Consider the following 16,343-nt stretch of genomic DNA (forward strand, 5'->3'; position numbering starts at 1 on the left):
ACGAATTTTCTCTGATTAGCGGGACCGCTTCCGAAGCTTGGGTAGAGTCAGGGCATGAAGAACGACACATTGGTGGGCCAACAAAACATGCGGCAGCAGCCGGATGATGGCCTTGGGCCGACATCAGATATTGGCTCGCGTCTGCGCGCGCTCTATGGCGCAGTGCAGGAAGAGGGCGTGCCTGATCAGTTGCTCGATCTACTCGAAAAACTGGATAGTGCCGAACAGGCACATGCCAAGCAATCTTCGCAGGGCGGAGAATAAGCGAATGGCGACAGAGACGACGTCGTTCAAGCGCGAAATGCTGTCCACATTGCCGAGCCTCCGTGCTTTTGCCGTGTCCTTGACCGGCAAGCACGATAAAGCTGACGATCTGGTGCAGGACACCGTCATGAAGGCGTGGGCTAAGCAGTCCAGCTTTGAGATGGGAACGAATATCAAGGCGTGGCTTTTCACCATTCTGCGCAACGAGTTTTATAGCCAGATGCGTAAGCGCGGGCGCGAAGTGCAGGATACCGATGGTGCATTCACCGAGCGGTTGTCGGTGCACCCATCGCAATATGGCTCGATGGACCTTCAGGATTTCAAGAAGGCGCTAGGTCAGCTGCCGGATGATCAGCGTGAAGCAATCATTCTCATTGGTGCGTCAGGCTTCTCATATGAAGAAGCGGCAGAGATCTGCGATTGCGCCGTTGGCACTATGAAAAGCCGCGTCAGCCGCGCACGCTCACGCCTGCAAGAGATGCTGAAGATCAGCGGTGAATCCGACTATGGTCCGGACGCTGTTTCGGCCCAGGTGACCACCACCAACCACTCCTTCTAAGCTACAATCACCGTCCGGATGGCATCGATCATGCTTTCGGACGGTGTCGGCTTGAACAATAGCGGCACGCCGGAGAGCCAGTTAATGCTCTTCCGCAAGTCCTGATCGGCGGTGACGCCAATCACCGGAATACCCTGCCGCACGAGATCGCCAATCAGTTGAAGATTGCTCGGCAGGTTGCGTTCGATCTCGACGATGGCGAGGCCTATTTCGCTGAACGGGACCGCCAGCTCCTCAATGAATGCGGGGTCTTGCGCGATCAAAACGCGTGGCGAAGAGAGGTCTTCAAGGGTCGCCTGAATGTCCAGCGCAATGAGGTATTGAGCCTCAACGATAAGCGCCGTTTGGCCTTTGAGCATTCGGCGTTTTCCTTGCTGGATGGGACAATCCTTGTGTTCCTTGGCCGGTAGGCCGTCATTTAAAAAAGACATACGCATCGGAACGTGGCGGATCACGCCCGCGTTATTCCGCCAGCGTCATAACTTTCAGGATTTCCCTTGAATCTCGTCCTTCCCAGCACCGGGAGAAGGGTGCCCTGCGAACAATGCCCACTGCGCGGCTTGCCAGCATTCCGCGACTTTACCGAACCAGAGCTCAAATTCGTGTCGAGTTTCAAGCGGGGCGAACTGGTTGCCGAAACTGGATCGGCTATCCTTTCGGAAGGCAATCACAGTCCGCATCTCTACACGGTGCTTTCGGGCTGGGCTTTCAGGTTCAAGACGCTGCCAGATGGTCGCCGTCAGATTTTGAATTATCTGCTCCCCGGCGATTTGCTTGGACTACAGGGGTCCGTGTTGGGCGAAATGGAGCATTCGGTCGAGGCCTTGACGCCCGTCATCCTCTGCGTGTTCCAGCGCGATAAGCTGAACGAGCTTTTCGAGGCCCACGCCGGGCTTGGCTTTGACGTCACCTGGCTGGCGGCGCGGGAAGAGCGGATGCTTGACGAACACCTTCTCAGTGTTGGCCGGAGAACGGCGGTCGAGCGGGCGGCTTATCTGCTGGCATTTCTTCACAACCGCGCCGCAACACTTGGGCCAGTTACCGACAAGGTGCTGCATGTACCACTGACCCAGCAGCATGTCGCAGATACACTTGGCCTCTCTATCGTGCACACGAATAAGACGCTGCGCAAACTAGCGGAGAAAGATCTCATCCGGTGGTTGGATCGGAGTTGCGAAATCATCGATCCAGAAGGTCTGCAAGAGCTCGCCGATTGGGATGCCCCCAGAGAAATCACAAGGCCACTGATCTAAATGATTGCAGCCTCAATGCTGCCATTGCCGCATGGCACGCGGTGGACCTACAATAGGTCTCCGTCCAGCGACAAGAGTCGGCCAGGATGGCTTGGATGATAACGGTGGGACAAGAACCCAACAGCACAGTTGTGCCATTACTCGGACATCGCACTGCCCGACGCATTGCTGTCTGGTCTTCCCTTTGCCTTGTTTTTCTCGCTGCCATCGTTTCGCTCTTGCTCATGCAGGGGATGGAACGCCAGTTGAGCGATATGACCGAGACTTACGCTGTGCGTGACAAGGCCCGGCAACTCATCAACATCATAGGAGAGGCTGAAGCCAGCCAGCGCGGCTATATGCTGACGCGCGACCGCCAATTTCTGGTCCCATACCGCACTGCCGCCGCTCAGATCGACACCTATGTTTCCTCGCTTCTGGATATGGCAGCTGACGATCCGGCGCAGACAGCTCGTGTGCGGAGCATAACGGGCGACATCGCGGGCAAGATGGCCGAGATGGAACGGGTGGTGCAGCTCGTCGCAACGGAGCGTCAGGAAGAGGCGCAGACGCTGACCGATACCGGCATGGGCGCGCGGATGATGGGTGAAGTGCGCGATACGCTCGAAGCCTTCATCGGCGAGGAAAATCAGAAGCTTGCCGTGCGTAATGACGCTATCGATCAGTCGCGCTTGTGGCTGGTGGGGACGATCATCGCTGCTTTGGCGGCAGCGGTGTGCCTTGGCTATGCTTTGATGTCGCGGACGCAGAAGCAGGTTAGTTCGATGGCGCAGCGCAACCGCGGGCTGATAAACCAGAACGAAGCGCTTGAAGCCGAGGTGGCCGAGCGGACGCGCGCGATCGACGATGCGCGAGCGCATGCGGAGCGTGAACGGCAGCGCGTGGAAGCGCTGCTGCAGGATACCAGCCACCGCATTGGCAACTCACTGGCCACTGTTTCTTCGCTTCTTGCCTTGCAGTTGATGCGGACACGGTCGGAAGAAGTGCGTGTGGCCCTCGAGGCGGCAAGGCTTCGCGTGCACGCCATTGCGTCGGCTCATCGTCGCCTTCGCTTGGGCGATGACATGGAATCGGCGAGCGCCGAGGAGTTCTTGAGCGCAGTCCTCGAAGATATATCAATCACTCAATCCGATTCCGAGCGCATCACCATCGAAGGCAAGATCGATCCGATCGAAGTGAGCTCACGGGACGCGACCACGTTGGGCATTCTGGTTGGTGAGTTCGTCACTAACGCCCTCAAGCATGCCTTCCCCGATGGACGGAAGGGGCATGTCGAAGTTGCCCTTTTCCGCAATGATGCGGGTGTGCCGACATTGACGGTGCGCGATACGGGTGTCGGCCTACCCGAGGGCAAGGAAGAGGGTGGGCTGGGCTCGGTCATCATCAAGCAGTTGTCCAGCCAGTTTGGTGGGGAACCGATCTATACGAGTGAGCCGGGTAATGGCGTCACCGTAGTGGTGGCGATGCCCGCGCTCGTTCAAGCGCCGACCCACGCGGCGGCGGAGTAGATTCATGCATTTAGCCGCCGTCTTCAATCGCGACAGCGGCACATTACGCACCATGAACCTCGAAGAATTTTGCGCTGAGGCTAAGGACGCTTTTGCGGCTGCCGGGCATGAATTCGACTGCCAGATCGTCAATGGCGATGAGGTGGTTTCGACCCTTGAAAACCTAGCCACCAGCGACACGGTCGAGGCGATCATCGCAGCTGGCGGTGACGGGACAATTTCGACCGCCGCGGCTCTCGCTCTCAAAGAAAATAAGGTTTTGGGACTATTGCCGGCGGGCACAATGAACCTTTTTGCGCGCACTTTGGGTGTGCCCCAGGATATTCACCGCGCGGTGCACGCGATTGCGCAGGGAACCGTTGGATCGGTCGATATAGCGACTGCCAACCAACAGCCTTTCGTCCATCAGTTTAGCGTCGGTATTCACCCGCGGCTCGTGAGGATCCGCAATGGCATGGTTTACCGAAGCCGCGTCGGCAAAATGTTGGCAAGCCTGCGAGCGATTGCGGCCGCGGCAGCAAACCCGCCGAAATTCGACGTGGAGTACACCGACAGTACCGGCAAACACAGCCGAACCGTTTCTGGGATCGCGGTTTCGAACAATCCGCTCGATGATGGGCCTGTACCGGTGGCTGGGCAACTCGATAGCGGGCGCCTGGGTGTCTACTTCGCCGCACCAGTGACCACGGGTGAACTCATTGGGCTCGCTATAGATGTGCTGTTGGGCCGTTGGCGCAACAATCCGCAGGTGACGGAGCTGGAGTGCACCCAGCTCGAGCTGCATTTTCCGAAGCGCAAGAAAGATGCGCAGGCCGTGATCGATGGCGAATTGATCGATCTGGATCGGAAGGTAATCTTGAAGGCGGTGCCCCAGGCGCTGCGCGTCATTCTGCCGAAAGCAGAAAGCTAAAACTCGCGACGGTTTCCCGTCACGAGTTGTGGTCGTTGCGATCTCTCAGGAGTGCAACCGCGGCTATAGCTGCTACCGGGATGCCGAGCTTCAAAAGCAAAGGCGAACGGGCGAGCAGTGGCAGAGCGGTCAGGGCTGCCGTCGTCAGGAACGCACCAGTGTCGCTGGAGCGCCGCTTTTCGACAATGCGCCTTTTACGGCCTGCTTCAGCCATCGAGAAACCGATCAAGGTGATCAGCGCGATGGCCAGAAACCCGCCAGCAAAGATCAGCGAGGCGTAGAGAGGCCCGACCGACGCTGCGAGCGCGATATATCCTGCTGCAATCAGGAATCCGACGCCAATGGCGCCGAAAACCATAATAACCGCGTAGACAACTGCAAGACCCTTGAGACGCTGCCCGAGCCCCTCGACCTCAAGGCCGAGAAGCCCGGCGAGGGGCATGAGCAGGTTGAACATCAGCGAGTCAACAGGGCCAGAACGAAGCCGACGCCGAGAGCCGTTGCGACGGAGGTTAGCGGCTTTTCGCGGATGGTGTCCTTGAGCTGCTGCTCGTACTCCCCCGCCTGGTCCTGGGCCTCCTCGACCATATGACGGCCACGGCGCTTGAGCTGGCGGAATTCGGTTTCGGCGATGTCGCGGACTTCGCCGGCCTTTTCGCCGGTCAGTTTGCGCAGCGTCTCGCCGATGGACTTGAGATCGTCCTGAAGCTGGGCAACCTGTGCCTCAAGTTCCTGCTCGCGGGTCTTTTCGGAAACGCGGGCGCCCTTGCGGGCAGCGGCGGGTGCCATATCGGTGGTGGATGCCATGGGAAACTCCTGTTTATCACAGGTGAAAACGCGGCAACCTCCTCCCGGTTCCGGCCTGTGGTCCTAAAAGAGAAAGCCCCAATGCACAGAGTGCATCGGGGCAAAGCGAGACCGAAAGGGGGGCGTCCTTCGGTTCGCAAAGACACAGGTCTAGGGGACAAGTGCCTATTTCGTTGCTGCTAAATCCGGCCCATCAGCACGAGGATCAGCACAACCACGAGCACGACACCCAAGATGCCGGACGGGCCGTAACCGAAACCGCGCGAATAGCCCCAGCTCGGCAGTGCGCCGACCAGAAGCAGAATAAGAATGATAATGAGAATAGTGCCGAGACCCATGAAACCCTCCTCGATCTAAACGGCTTGATCAGCGCTTGATCGACCCAGACGAAGCGCTGATATCGGCGGACATTCCCGCCAATTCGGAATTAGAAAAGTGCGACCATGAGTGCTGCGGCGGCAGCCAGAATGAAGGCTGCAGGGATCAGAGCGCGGAAAACGTCGTTGGCGTGGCTTGGTTCGTCGTAACCCTCGTTTGGCCAAGCCATCGAGGAACGTCCAGCATGTTCCAGAGCGCGAATTTCAGCCTGAGTCATCTTTGCCTCCAGCGACCCGCCAGCGCGGGAACTCGTGGTCATTGCCCGTCATGGGCATCGTGACAAAGAAACGGCAATGCTGTGAATTGGTTCCAGCGCGCTGCCCGGTATCTATTCGATGCGAATGACGTCCACCGATTGGCGCGTTTCGTGCGAACCGTGGGTGCGCAAAACGCCGACAATCGGAGAGACGTCGGCATAGTCGCGACCGTGACCAATGGCGATATGATCGCCGCCAGCCATCATGGCATTGGTCGGGTCGAACTCAACCCAACCCATGGTCGTGCCACACCAGACGCGAACCCAGGCGTGCATGGCATCGGCTCCTTCGAGGCGTGCTTTTCCAGGTGGGGGGAGGGTGCGGAGGAAGCCCGAGACATAGCCGGCTGGTACTCCCAATCCACGAAGCCCGGCGATCATGACATGTGCGAAATCCTGGCAGACGCCTTTTTTGAGGACAAAGGCCTCGGCTGGCTTGGTTTCGACGTCAGTCGCTTTGGGGTCGTATTCGAAATCCCTATGTATGGCGAGGCAAAGGGCCATGGCTTTGCCAAGGACGGTGTCGGCATGCGCTGACTGAGCGCTTGCATAGTCCTTGATGTCGGGAGCCAGTTGCACTCGTGGGGAGGCCGCAAGGAAATGCTGCGGGCTGTCGGGTTGGACGGACCAGTAGCGTTCAACCTCTAAGGCAAGCTGATCCATTGTGGGGGAAACGTCACTTCGCTCGACATGATCTTCAACCTGAACCCGCGCCGTAAGGCGAACTTCGAATTTCTCGTGCGGCTCAACGAAGCTGACATCGCTGACCATATTGCCGAAGAAGTCGATGAAACTCGTCGCGCGCTGTGGCTTCGGGAAGAACGAGAGCGATGAGGCGATGACCCGCTGGTGCCCAGGCACCGAGGACGGCGCGACGCGGATGTGATGGCGCCCACCATGCACCGGCGCATCATAATCATAAGTGAGGGTCAGGCGGAGGTCGTAGAGCATGGGTCAGGTGAAGTAATGCGCGGCGATGAGACCAGCGAGCATGCCGATTTCATTGGCGATGTTTTCGAGAACCTCAGGCGTAATGGCTTCAGGTTCGGCAATGATGAGGCGGGTCTGTAGCTCAAGCGCCGCCTTGGCAACTGTCGAGAGTTGCCCATCCCGAATGCCGCCAGGCAACTCCTCCAATTGGGTGCGAAGCTCGGTCAGCTGGAACAGGACCGAACGCGGGTTGAGCGGGTCGAGGACCAAAAGGTCGATCGCGCTTTGCGTTCCGGCCGTTACCGAATAGCGCCGGCGATGTGACATGACGCTATCGCCGATCTCGAGCAGCATCTCGAGCGAGCCATCGGGCGCATCGTCGCCCGAGAGGGCGCTAGCAATGCGCGCCGTTTGAATGGCGCGCTCCAGGCGGCGCCCGATTTCGAGGAAGCGCCAGCCGGCGAAGCGATACATGTTTTCATGCACAAGGCCGGAAAAGCCGGCAAGCTTGCGCAGGATCACGGTCATGGCACGCGTTGCGTCATCGCCGCCTTGAATGCGCGTCGCAAAGCGTTGGGCAGTCTTTTGCAGATCGTTGAGGGCCAGCCAGCCATCGGGCGAAAAACGGTCGCGGATCTGGCCGGCGCTGTGCACCGCACTGTTGATCGACACCAGCAAGCCCTGTGGCATTGCCTCGGACGCATCGACATCGATGCTGTCGAGGAAAGCGGCGCAATGGGTCAGGATCGGCAGATCGGGCTTTGACAACTCGGCGAGGCGGGCATTGTAGGCGCGCAGAATGCGGACTGTCGCTTCGCAGCGTTCGGCATAGCGGCCAAGCCAGATCAGATTATCCGCAGCTCGGCTCGGGAGGCTGCCGGCGGAATTGCGGACCAGGCGGTCTCCTTCCTGCGGCAATAGCGAAATCTGTTCTACCGGCGACGATGACACGACCCAGACGTCGGCTGCCTGACCACCGCGCTGCATGGCAAGGGCAGTTGTATCGGGGGTCGATCCGACGCGCGCGAAGCCGCCGGGCATCAGCGTCCACCCGCGCTCGGTGCGGGACGCGAAGACGCGAAGTGTAATCGGCCGCGGTTCGAGCTTGCCATCGACATAGACGGGCGCAGTCGAAAGCTGCACGGGCTCCTGACCGACATAGTGGCGGCCATTCTCGGCGATGCGCTGGCGGAGCAGGGTCTTTTGCTCAGCCGTCATGCTGGAGCCGAGCGCGGTGCCGCGCAGATCGTCAAAGGGCAAGGTCGTGGCGAAAGCCGGCCCAAGCATGAGATTATCGAAATTATCGAGGACGAAGTCACGCTCGGAACGCTGGCCGCACCACCAGGTCGCAATCTCGGGAAGTTGGAGGCCTGCGCCCAAAAGATGCTCGCAGAGCCGCGGCATGAAGGCGGAGAGAGCGCGGGTTTCTAGGATGCCGGTGCCGAGGCCATTGAACATGGAAATGGAGCCGGAGCGCACGGCTTCGACCATGCCCGGAGTGCCGATGCGGCTATCGTAGCGCAGTTCCAGAGGATCGACGAAGCTCGAATCCATACGCCGCCAGAGGACGCTGACGGGCTTGAGGCCCGCAACCGTTCGCACCATGACTTGGCCGTTCTCGACAACGAGATCCTCGCCTTCGAGCAGCATCAGACCGAGATAGCGCGCGATATAGGCGTGTTCGAAATAGGTTTCGTTGAGCTGGCCGGGTGTCAGGATGCCGACACGGCCGCCATCGCGCTTGGCCTGTGCAAAGAGATGATCACGGAAATCACGGAAGAACCCGGCCAAGCGCTGGATGTTCATCTCGCCATAGATATCGGACAGCGCGCGAGTGGTAGCCACGCGGTTTTCGAGCGCGAAGCCAGCGCCAGACGGCGCTTGCATGCGATCGCCAAGGACCCACCAGGCGCCATCCGGCCCACGGCCGAGTTCAAAGGCGCAGAAGTGGAGAAAGTGACCGCTCGTTGGCTTGACCCCGACGAGGGGGCGCAGGAACTCGCCGTTTTGAGCAACCAGTTCAGGCGGCAGCAGGCCTTCCTGTACGAGGCGATTGTCGCCGTAGATGTCGGCGACGATCTTCTCCAAGAGTTCGGCGCGCTGGGTCAGGCCGGTCGAGATGGTCTGCCATTCCGCTTCGTGAATGAGGAGAGGAATATGCGCCAAGGGCCAGGCGCGCTCCTTCCCTTCGGCGCCATCATACTTGCGGTAAAATACACCAGCGTCGCGCAGATATTGGTCAGCGCGCTCGAAGCGGGCTGAAAGCTCCGCGGGCCCGAGTGCATCGAAGGCCGCCATGAGCTTGTCCCACCCGGGACGCAGGGCACCTGATGCATCAAGCATTTCATCAGGCACGCCCGGCAAAAGGGCGTAATCCCTGATGATGCTCGGGCCGGCGGGCGGCGTCGTGCGGGTGTTCTGACTCCGCTTTCTCATGGCGTTACGTGACCCGTGGAGGGCGCCGCAAGTCGAGCGTCAGCGGGAATTCATCCGTTGGCCGTTCCGGGCGATACAAATAATTGCCCGGCGTATAATTGTGCGGCACGAAGCGCGCAAGCCGCCGCGCCTCGGCTTCGTTGCCATTGACGGGGAAAGTCTCGTAGTTGCGGCCACCCGGATGGGCGACGTGATAGACGCAGCCGCCGATCGCGCGCTTGGTCCAGATGTCGTAGATATCGAAGACCAGCGGCGCGTGGACCGGCATGGTGGGGTGCATGCCGGAGGCCGGTTGCCAGGCTTTGAAGCGGACGCCGGCGACAGACGTGCCGGCTTCGCCGGTGGCGGCGAGTGGGGCAGAGCGCTCGTTGCAGGTGACGAGATAGCGGCCGGGATTTGGGGCTGTGAGCTTGACCTGGAGGCGTTCGACCGAACTATCCACATAGCGGACGGTGCCGCCGATGGCGCCTTGTTCGCCCATGACGTGCCAGGGCTCAAGGGCTTGGCGGAGTTCGAGTTTTACCCCGTTCGATTCGACTTCGCCGCAGAAGGGGAAGCGGAATTCGAGCTGGGCTTCGAACCATTTTGGGTCGAACTTGAAGCCGGCGCGGTCAAGGTCGGCGAGGATGCCGAGGAAGTCCTGCCAGACGAAGTGGGGGAGCATGAAGCGATCGTGGAGCGTCGTACCCCAGCGCGTGAACTCGCCTTCCAGCGGGTTCTTCCAATAGTGGGCGATGAGGGCGCGGATGAGCAATTGCTGGGCAAGGCTCATGCGCGCGTTCGGCGGCATTTCGAAGCCGCGGAATTCGACGAGGCCGAGGCGGCCGGTGGGGCCGTCAGGCGAAAAAAGCTTGTCGATACAAATCTCTGAGCGATGCGTGTTGCCGGTAACATCGGTCAAGAGATTGCGGAAGAGGCGGTCGACGAGCCAGGGCGGGGTGGTGCCGAGATCGGGCGAGGGCACGTCGGCCATGGCGATTTCGAGTTCGTAGAGGCTGTCGTGGCGGGCTTCGTCGAAGCGGGGGGCCTGGCTCGTCGGGCCGATGAAGAGGCCTGAGAATAGGTAGCTCATCGAGGGATGGCGCTGCCAGTGAAGGATCAAAGACTTCAGCAAATCCGGGCGTCTCAGGAACGGACTGTCCGCCGGCGTAGCGCCGCCCACGACGACGTGGTTGCCGCCGCCGGTGCCGGTGTGTTTGCCGTCGATCATGAATTTATCGGCGCCGAGCCGGCAGTTTCGGGCTTCGTCGTAGATGGCGGTGGTGGTTGCGACGCAATCGTCCCAGTTGGCGGCTGGGTGGATGTTGACTTCGATGACGCCGGGGTCGGGGGCGACGCGGATAACGTTTAGGCGCGGGTCGAATGGAGGGGGGTAACCCTCGATGTGGACTGGCTTTTTGATTGCCTTGGCGGCCGCTTCGGTGGCGGTGATAAGATCGAGATAGTCGTCGGCGTCGGCCACGGGCGGCAGGAAGACGCAGAGGCGGCCTTCGCGCACTTCGACCGTTAGCGCGGTGCGCACATCGGAGTTGATTTCGTTAGCATTCCGTTGCCGTTGAGCCGTGCTTAAGGGTGTTTCGGTGAAAGACGCGGTGGGCTGGGCGTGGAGGCGCTCCAAAATCGCTTCGGGCTCTGCCAGTGGAGGCCGAACTTCGCCGGGATCGGCGGGCACGACATGGGGATAAGATGTCGGGGGAATATGGTCGAGACTGCCGAGGGGGAGGCGGTACCCCGCGGCGCTGTCACCGGGCACGAGATAGAGTTTGCCGCGGCGGGTCTTCCATTGTTCGGTGACCCAGCGGCGACCGGTGGCCGCGGCATTCCAGCGCTGGACCGGGAAGACATAGCCGGTTGGGTTGGTGAGGCCACGATCAAAGACCGTGGCCATGCGGGCACGCTCTTCGGCATCGGCGAGTTTGGAATTTGCGGGGTCGACGTTTTCGGGAAGCTTGGCTTCCTTGAGGAGCCATTCGCCCGGGTCTTCATAGGCGGGTGAGACCGTGTCGGTGGTCAGACCGAGATTTTGAGCTATGGCCTTGCTCAGAGCCTCGGCGTCGGCCGGGGTGACGCCATAGTCCTTGCCTTCCTCGGCGATGAAGCTTTCGTCGGACCAGATCGGTTTGCCGTCGAGGCGCCAGAAGAGAGAGAAGGTCCAGCGGGGGAGCGTTTCGCCCGGATACCACTTTCCCTGGCCGTGATGGATCATGCCATTGGGCGCGAAGCGGGTGCGGAGCCGGCGGATCAAGGTGTCGGCGAGGCGGCGCTTGGTGGGGCCGACCGCGCCGGCATTCCACTCGTCGGCCTCGAAATCGTCGATGGAGACGAAAGTAGGTTCGCCGCCCATGGTGAGGCGCACGTCTTCAGCCTTCAGAAGAGAATCGACCTGATGCCCCAAGGCATTGAGTTCGTTCCAACTTTCGTCCGAGAAGGGTTTTGTGATGCGCGGATGCTCGGCGACCCGCGTCACCTTCATGTCGAAGGCGAAATCGACCTCGGCATAGGAGGCGAAGCCCGAAATCGGCGCCGCATTGCGATAATGCGGGGTCGCGGCGAGGGGGATATGGCTTTCGCCGGTGAGAAGGCCGGAGGTGGGGTCGAGGCCGATCCAGCCGGCGCCAGGAAGATAGACTTCGCACCAGGCATGGAGGTCGGTGAAATCATGGTCGGTGCCGGCGGGACCATCGAGCGAGACGAGGTCCGGCTTGAGCTGGATCAGGTAGCCGGAGACGAAGCGGGCGGCGAAGCCGAGATGGCGGAGGACGTTTACCAGCAGCCAGCTTGAATCACGGCACGACCCCCTGGCGTTGACGAGCGTTTCTTCTGGTGTCCAGACGCCGGGCTCGAGGCGCACGATGTAATCGACTGATTGCTGCAGGCTGGCATTGAGATCGGTGACGAAGTTCACCGTATTGCGCGGGCGCTTGTCGATCGCGTCGATGAATTTCGAAACTGCCGGGGTCAGCGGCTCGGGCTGGCGATAAATTGCGAGATCGGCCCGAACGTCTTCTGGATAGTCGAACGGCCATGTCTCGGCCGACTCTTCGACGAAGAAGTCGAAGGGATTGTAGATCGTCATATCGGCGACGAGATCGACCTCGATCTTGAGTTCGGTCACCGGTTCGGGAAAGACGAAACGGGTTAGGAAATTGCCGTAGGGATCCTGCTGCGTGTTCACGAAGTGGAGGTTGGGCGAGACCCGGAGCGAATGGCTCAGAACCTTGGTCTTGGAATGGGGAGCGGGTTGGAGCCGGATGATCTGAGGCTGCAGGAAGACGGGCCGGTCGTACTTATAATGCGTCAGATGATAGATTGCGGCTTTGATCGACATTCGGCTGAAACGCTCGCTCAATAGCCACAGATTTTAGACTTCCCGGAAGAGAGCTTAGCGGTGATTTGGGGACTTGGATAGGCGGCGTGCACAAGCCGATGTCGACAACGGGGTCGAGGGCAAATAGTCAGCCCGGCAGTTGCAAGGCAGCGTGGTGGGGTGCTCGGGTTTGCGAGTTTGGTCCCCTCTGCGAGAGCGATCTTGGCGCAAAGCCCAAAGCGGTGATGCGCTTTTGTTGTTGCGGCGTCAGTGCTGGCCAGACCAGCTTGCGGGCGGCGCTGTCGAGATCGCCATATTCGCGCTGGTGAGCCTGACTGCGGAGCTGGATTTCGAAAATCCGCTTATCAATGCCGGGATCAACTTCGTCGAGAAGCGCAAAGAGCAGGGCTGCGTGGCGTGGGGAAAGCTGCAGATTACGATCGAAATAGAGGGAGATTTCGAGAGTGGCTGTGTCGCCACTGCCGGCCACAGCCTTGCGGATGATATCATGGCAGGTCTGTTGCTTGATGCGCATGGTCAGGCCGTTGAGATGGACGTGCGCATCGCTGGCGGTGAGCGTCAATTGATCGAGCATGGCGCCAAAGCTGTAACGTCCGGCGCAGCGCTGACACACCCAGCGCAGGTCGGAGTCGCGACGGATTTCGTAGGTCAGACGCTGGTTCGCCTGGCCGCAAAAGTCGCAGCATGAGGCAAAGGCGACATCGTCGGACAGGGCCCAGGTGAACGACCATTGGTCAGGCCTGCCGACCGATGTGGGCAGCGTGTAGCGGTGCACCGATCCGGGCATTGTTCTTCTCGCAATGTGTGGGAGGGTAGAGGCGAGGCGGCGACTGGGGCCGCCTCTTTGCTTCAATCCACGCGCTTGGAGTGGATCAGGTCGCCAACATTTTCGAATTCTTCGGGATAGGCGTCGACGATGTCCTTGGGGTTGCCCGAGGCGTAGCCATTGTCGCGATCGCGCAGGTGCTGGATCATCTCGCCGGCATTGGTGAAAGTCGTTCCGTCGACCAATTCGTACTGCTTGCTACCGCCCCGATTGTTGTTTTCAGGATCCGCATAGGCGCCTGAGGTGGCGAGGAGGGCCATGGCAATGGCCACGGTTGCTGACTTCATCATGAGAGCGTCCTTGGGTTCTGTTTTGGAACGGGCGAATCGTACCATGGGCCGCCTGACATCGACCTGACACCTGTGGTCAGGTCGATGGGCGAGCCTTCGCAATGGTCTAGTAGGTCGCTCCAGGGGACGCAAAAACACCAAGGGCGCCAACGGATTTTCCGGGCGCCCTTGTGTTTTTATCAGCAGGATGGGGAGGGAGGCTTAGAACTCGCTCCAGTCTTCGGCGACGGCGGTGTTGCCGCGGGTCATGTAGGTCTTGGCCGCCTGCTGGACCTTGCGTTGGATCGTCTTGATGCCTAGGGCCGGCGCCGGGCTTGCGGACGCGCGGGCGGCGGGGTGGTGGTCTTCGAGGATGAAGATATCGACGATCCGATCGAGCTCGGAGGCTTGGCCTTCGGTCTGCTCGATTGCAGCATTGGTTTCTTCGACGAGCGCGGCGTTGTGTTGTGTCATCTCGTCCATCTGCCGGACGGCGACATTGACTTCCTCGATCGAGGAGGCCTGCTCGCGACTGTCGCGGGCAATGCCTTCCATGACGAGGCTGTTTTCGCGGATGCCAGTCAGGATTGCCTCAAGCTTGGCGGCGGCGTCGGCGACGAGCTTGGAGCCGCCAGAGACTTCCTTGGCGCTCTGTTCGATCAAGGCCTTGACGTCCGACGAGGCGCTCGCGGCGGACTGAGCGAGGCGACGCACTTCGACGGCGACCACGGCAAAGCCCTTGCCGGCGTCACCGGCGCGTGCCGCTTCGACGGAGGCGTTTAGCGCGAGCAGATTGGTCTGGAAGGCGATGTCATCGATGAGGCCGATGATATTGGAGATCTTGGACGAAGATGTCGTGATCTTTGCCATGGCGTCGGTCGCCTGACGCATGACCGCTCCGCCTTCTTCGGCGGTGTGGGAGACGGCTTGCGACTTGGTATTGGCGTCTTCGGCCTTCTTGGCATTGGTCAGCACGGTGGCTGCCAGTTGTTCCATGGTGGCCGAGGTCTCTTCGATGGTCGCAGCTTGCTTGGTGGTGCGTTCGGAGAGGTCATTTGCGCCGGCAAGGATTTCACCGGTTGCCGAGCGGACGCCGCGCGAGGTGCGGCGCAACTGGCCGACGATATCGGTCAGTTTCTCGGCGACGGCATTGGTGTCATTCTTGAGCTTGGCGAAGGCGCCCTGATAGTTGCCCTGAACGCGCTGGGTCAGATTGGTTTCGGCAAGCGAGGCCAGAACCGTGCCGGTTTCATCGAGCCCGCGATCGACCGTTTCGACGAGAGAATTGACCGAATTGGCCAATGCGTTCAGTTCGGTATCGGGGAATTGCGCATCGACGCGCTTCGAGAAATCGCCTGCAATGGCAGAATCGACGACATGGCCGAAGGCGTTCTGCAACTCGCTCATCATCTTGCGACGGGCCTGCTCGTCGGCAACGATGCGAACAGCTTCGGCTTGGCTCATATCCCGCACCTTCATAGCGTTCTCGCGGAACACTTCCACTGTGCGCGCCATGACGCCCATTTCGTCATTGCGCTCGGTATCGCGCACCGCAACGTCGAGATTGCCCTTCGACAGTTGATCCATGGTGCTCGAGAGACGTGCAATCGGGCGACGAACAATGGCCAGCGAGGTGATGAGGATGACGCCGAGGCTGACGAGCAGGATAAGCGCGCCTGCGATGATGGCGACCTGGATCTGTTGCCAGACCGGGTTCTGGAAAACGGAGGCAGGAATATCGAGCACGGCGGCCCAGGTCTTGTTCATCCCCGGCGCGGTGAAGGGATAGACGAGGCGGACCGAGCCGTCCGGCATATCGCGGATGACCTGCATGGTGCCCTTGGTGAGCGCCTCGGTGACGAGATCAGCACCCTGATCGGCATAGGCGGTGATGAGCTTGGTCGAATCAGGATGGGCAAGCCAATTTCCATTGCTCGCGACCAGCATCACCTGGCCGACGCCGAAGGGGTGAAGTTCGGATAGGACGGATGTCAGATCGCTGAGCTTGATGTCGACGCCGGTGATCCCGACCATCTCATTGTTCACCATCACAGGAACGGAGACCGAAGTCAGCAGCTCGTTCTCGTTGGACAGATAGGGCGAGGTGATGACCGGCTGCTTGGTCTGGAGCGGGGCGGTGTAATATTCGGAATCGGGTTTGACGGACCAGGTCGAGAATTCCATCGCGCCGGTCGCGTTCTTGGTCCAATAGGCCGTGAAGAGGCCGTCGGCATTGGTGCCTTCGGTGCCGGTCAGAACGCGCGGCGAGGTCGCGCCAGGCAGTTCCATCATCCAGGAACCGAAGACGAAATCATATTGTGGGGCGACCTGACGGAGGAGGGCGATCACGTGGGTGCGCAGCTTGGCGCCGTCGGTTTCATATCCTGAAATGCTGGCGGAAAGAGCTGCGCCGGCGGAGGTCGCTACCGACAGCTTCACCGCCACCTGATTGGCGACATTGGCGGCGGTTTCGGCGGCGAGGGTCATCACCTGATCTTCGGTACGCGTCTTGGCGGACCAAACATTGAAGGCGGTGTAGACGGACAGAATCGCCGCTATCGAGACGCCCGAGACAAGTAAAAGCTTACCCGAGATGGTTTTAGATAGATGGAACACGAG

The 16,343-nt window shown here is 60.3% G+C and carries 16 protein-coding genes; 5 read left to right on the forward strand and 11 right to left on the reverse strand.

Annotation, left to right across the window (positions count from 1 at the left end):
• Positions 1-54 precede the first annotated feature (54 nt).
• Complete coding sequence (locus ASE94_RS18285) at positions 55-264, forward strand: NepR family anti-sigma factor (protein ID WP_061910310.1); 210 nt, start codon at positions 55-57, stop codon at positions 262-264.
• Positions 265-268: 4 nt separating this feature from the next.
• The gene (locus ASE94_RS18290; RefSeq protein ID WP_061910312.1) at positions 269-823 is read left to right on the forward strand and encodes an RNA polymerase sigma factor; all 555 of its coding nucleotides are present in this window, start codon (positions 269-271) and stop codon (positions 821-823) included.
• On the opposite strand, the gene ASE94_RS18295 is transcribed toward ASE94_RS18290, so the two are convergent.
• Positions 820-1,278, reverse strand: a complete 459-nt coding sequence (locus tag ASE94_RS18295) for a hypothetical protein (RefSeq protein ID WP_156352214.1) — start codon at positions 1,276-1,278, stop codon at positions 820-822. The genes ASE94_RS18290 and ASE94_RS18295 overlap by 4 nt on opposite strands.
• A 42-nt stretch (positions 1,279-1,320) precedes the next feature.
• Between ASE94_RS18295 and ASE94_RS18300 the strand changes: the two genes are divergently transcribed.
• The 3 genes from ASE94_RS18300 (at position 1,321) to ASE94_RS18310 (ending at position 4,494) form a co-directional block, all read left to right on the forward strand.
• On the forward strand, positions 1,321-2,076 hold the full coding sequence (locus ASE94_RS18300) for a Crp/Fnr family transcriptional regulator (protein WP_061910316.1): 756 nt from the start codon (positions 1,321-1,323) through the stop codon (positions 2,074-2,076).
• A gap of 254 nt (positions 2,077-2,330) precedes the next feature.
• Positions 2,331-3,584 carry a CHASE3 domain-containing protein gene (locus tag ASE94_RS18305; RefSeq protein WP_244484284.1) on the forward strand — a complete coding sequence of 418 codons (1,254 nt, stop codon included), beginning with the start codon at positions 2,331-2,333 and terminating at the stop codon, positions 3,582-3,584.
• 4 nt (positions 3,585-3,588) lie between these two features.
• Positions 3,589-4,494, forward strand: a complete 906-nt coding sequence (locus ASE94_RS18310; RefSeq protein ID WP_062631535.1) for a diacylglycerol kinase family protein — start codon at positions 3,589-3,591, stop codon at positions 4,492-4,494.
• Positions 4,495-4,513: 19 nt separating this feature from the next.
• Here the strand turns inward: ASE94_RS18310 and ASE94_RS18315 are convergent, their stop codons facing one another.
• The 10 genes from ASE94_RS18315 to ASE94_RS18355 form a co-directional block, all read right to left on the reverse strand.
• On the reverse strand, positions 4,514-4,951 hold the full coding sequence (locus ASE94_RS18315; protein WP_062631536.1) for a phage holin family protein: 438 nt from the start codon (positions 4,949-4,951) through the stop codon (positions 4,514-4,516).
• Positions 4,951-5,301: a DUF883 family protein gene (locus ASE94_RS18320; protein WP_061910324.1), complete on the reverse strand. Its 351-nt coding sequence runs from the start codon at positions 5,299-5,301 to the stop codon at positions 4,951-4,953. Before ASE94_RS18320 ends, ASE94_RS18315 begins: the two co-directional genes overlap by 1 nt.
• A gap of 179 nt (positions 5,302-5,480) precedes the next feature.
• On the reverse strand, positions 5,481-5,639 hold the full coding sequence (locus ASE94_RS20750) for a DUF3309 family protein (RefSeq protein ID WP_082461306.1): 159 nt from the start codon (positions 5,637-5,639) through the stop codon (positions 5,481-5,483).
• A gap of 89 nt (positions 5,640-5,728) precedes the next feature.
• Positions 5,729-5,896 carry a hypothetical protein gene (locus tag ASE94_RS18325; protein ID WP_156352215.1) on the reverse strand — a complete coding sequence of 56 codons (168 nt, stop codon included), beginning with the start codon at positions 5,894-5,896 and terminating at the stop codon, positions 5,729-5,731.
• A gap of 111 nt (positions 5,897-6,007) precedes the next feature.
• Positions 6,008-6,886, reverse strand: a complete 879-nt coding sequence (locus ASE94_RS18330; protein WP_061910326.1) for a transglutaminase family protein — start codon at positions 6,884-6,886, stop codon at positions 6,008-6,010.
• Positions 6,887-6,889: 3 nt separating this feature from the next.
• The gene (locus ASE94_RS18335; RefSeq protein ID WP_062631538.1) at positions 6,890-9,301 is read right to left on the reverse strand and encodes a circularly permuted type 2 ATP-grasp protein; all 2,412 of its coding nucleotides are present in this window, start codon (positions 9,299-9,301) and stop codon (positions 6,890-6,892) included.
• 4 nt (positions 9,302-9,305) lie between these two features.
• Entirely contained in the window at positions 9,306-12,629 is a 3,324-nt protein-coding gene (locus ASE94_RS18340) for a transglutaminase family protein (protein ID WP_062631539.1), read from the reverse strand.
• 127 nt (positions 12,630-12,756) lie between these two features.
• The gene (locus ASE94_RS18345; protein WP_062631540.1) at positions 12,757-13,416 is read right to left on the reverse strand and encodes a hypothetical protein; all 660 of its coding nucleotides are present in this window, start codon (positions 13,414-13,416) and stop codon (positions 12,757-12,759) included.
• A 62-nt stretch (positions 13,417-13,478) separates the two neighbouring features.
• Complete coding sequence (locus ASE94_RS18350; RefSeq protein WP_062631541.1) at positions 13,479-13,745, reverse strand: hypothetical protein; 267 nt, start codon at positions 13,743-13,745, stop codon at positions 13,479-13,481.
• Positions 13,746-13,946: 201 nt separating this feature from the next.
• A complete protein-coding gene (locus tag ASE94_RS18355) occupies positions 13,947-16,340 on the reverse strand; it encodes a methyl-accepting chemotaxis protein (protein WP_062631542.1) in 2,394 nt (797 codons plus the stop codon).
• Positions 16,341-16,343 lie beyond the last annotated feature (3 nt).

It is taken from the genome of Devosia sp. Leaf64, from assembly GCF_001421945.1.
GTDB lineage: Bacteria > Pseudomonadota > Alphaproteobacteria > Rhizobiales > Devosiaceae > Devosia.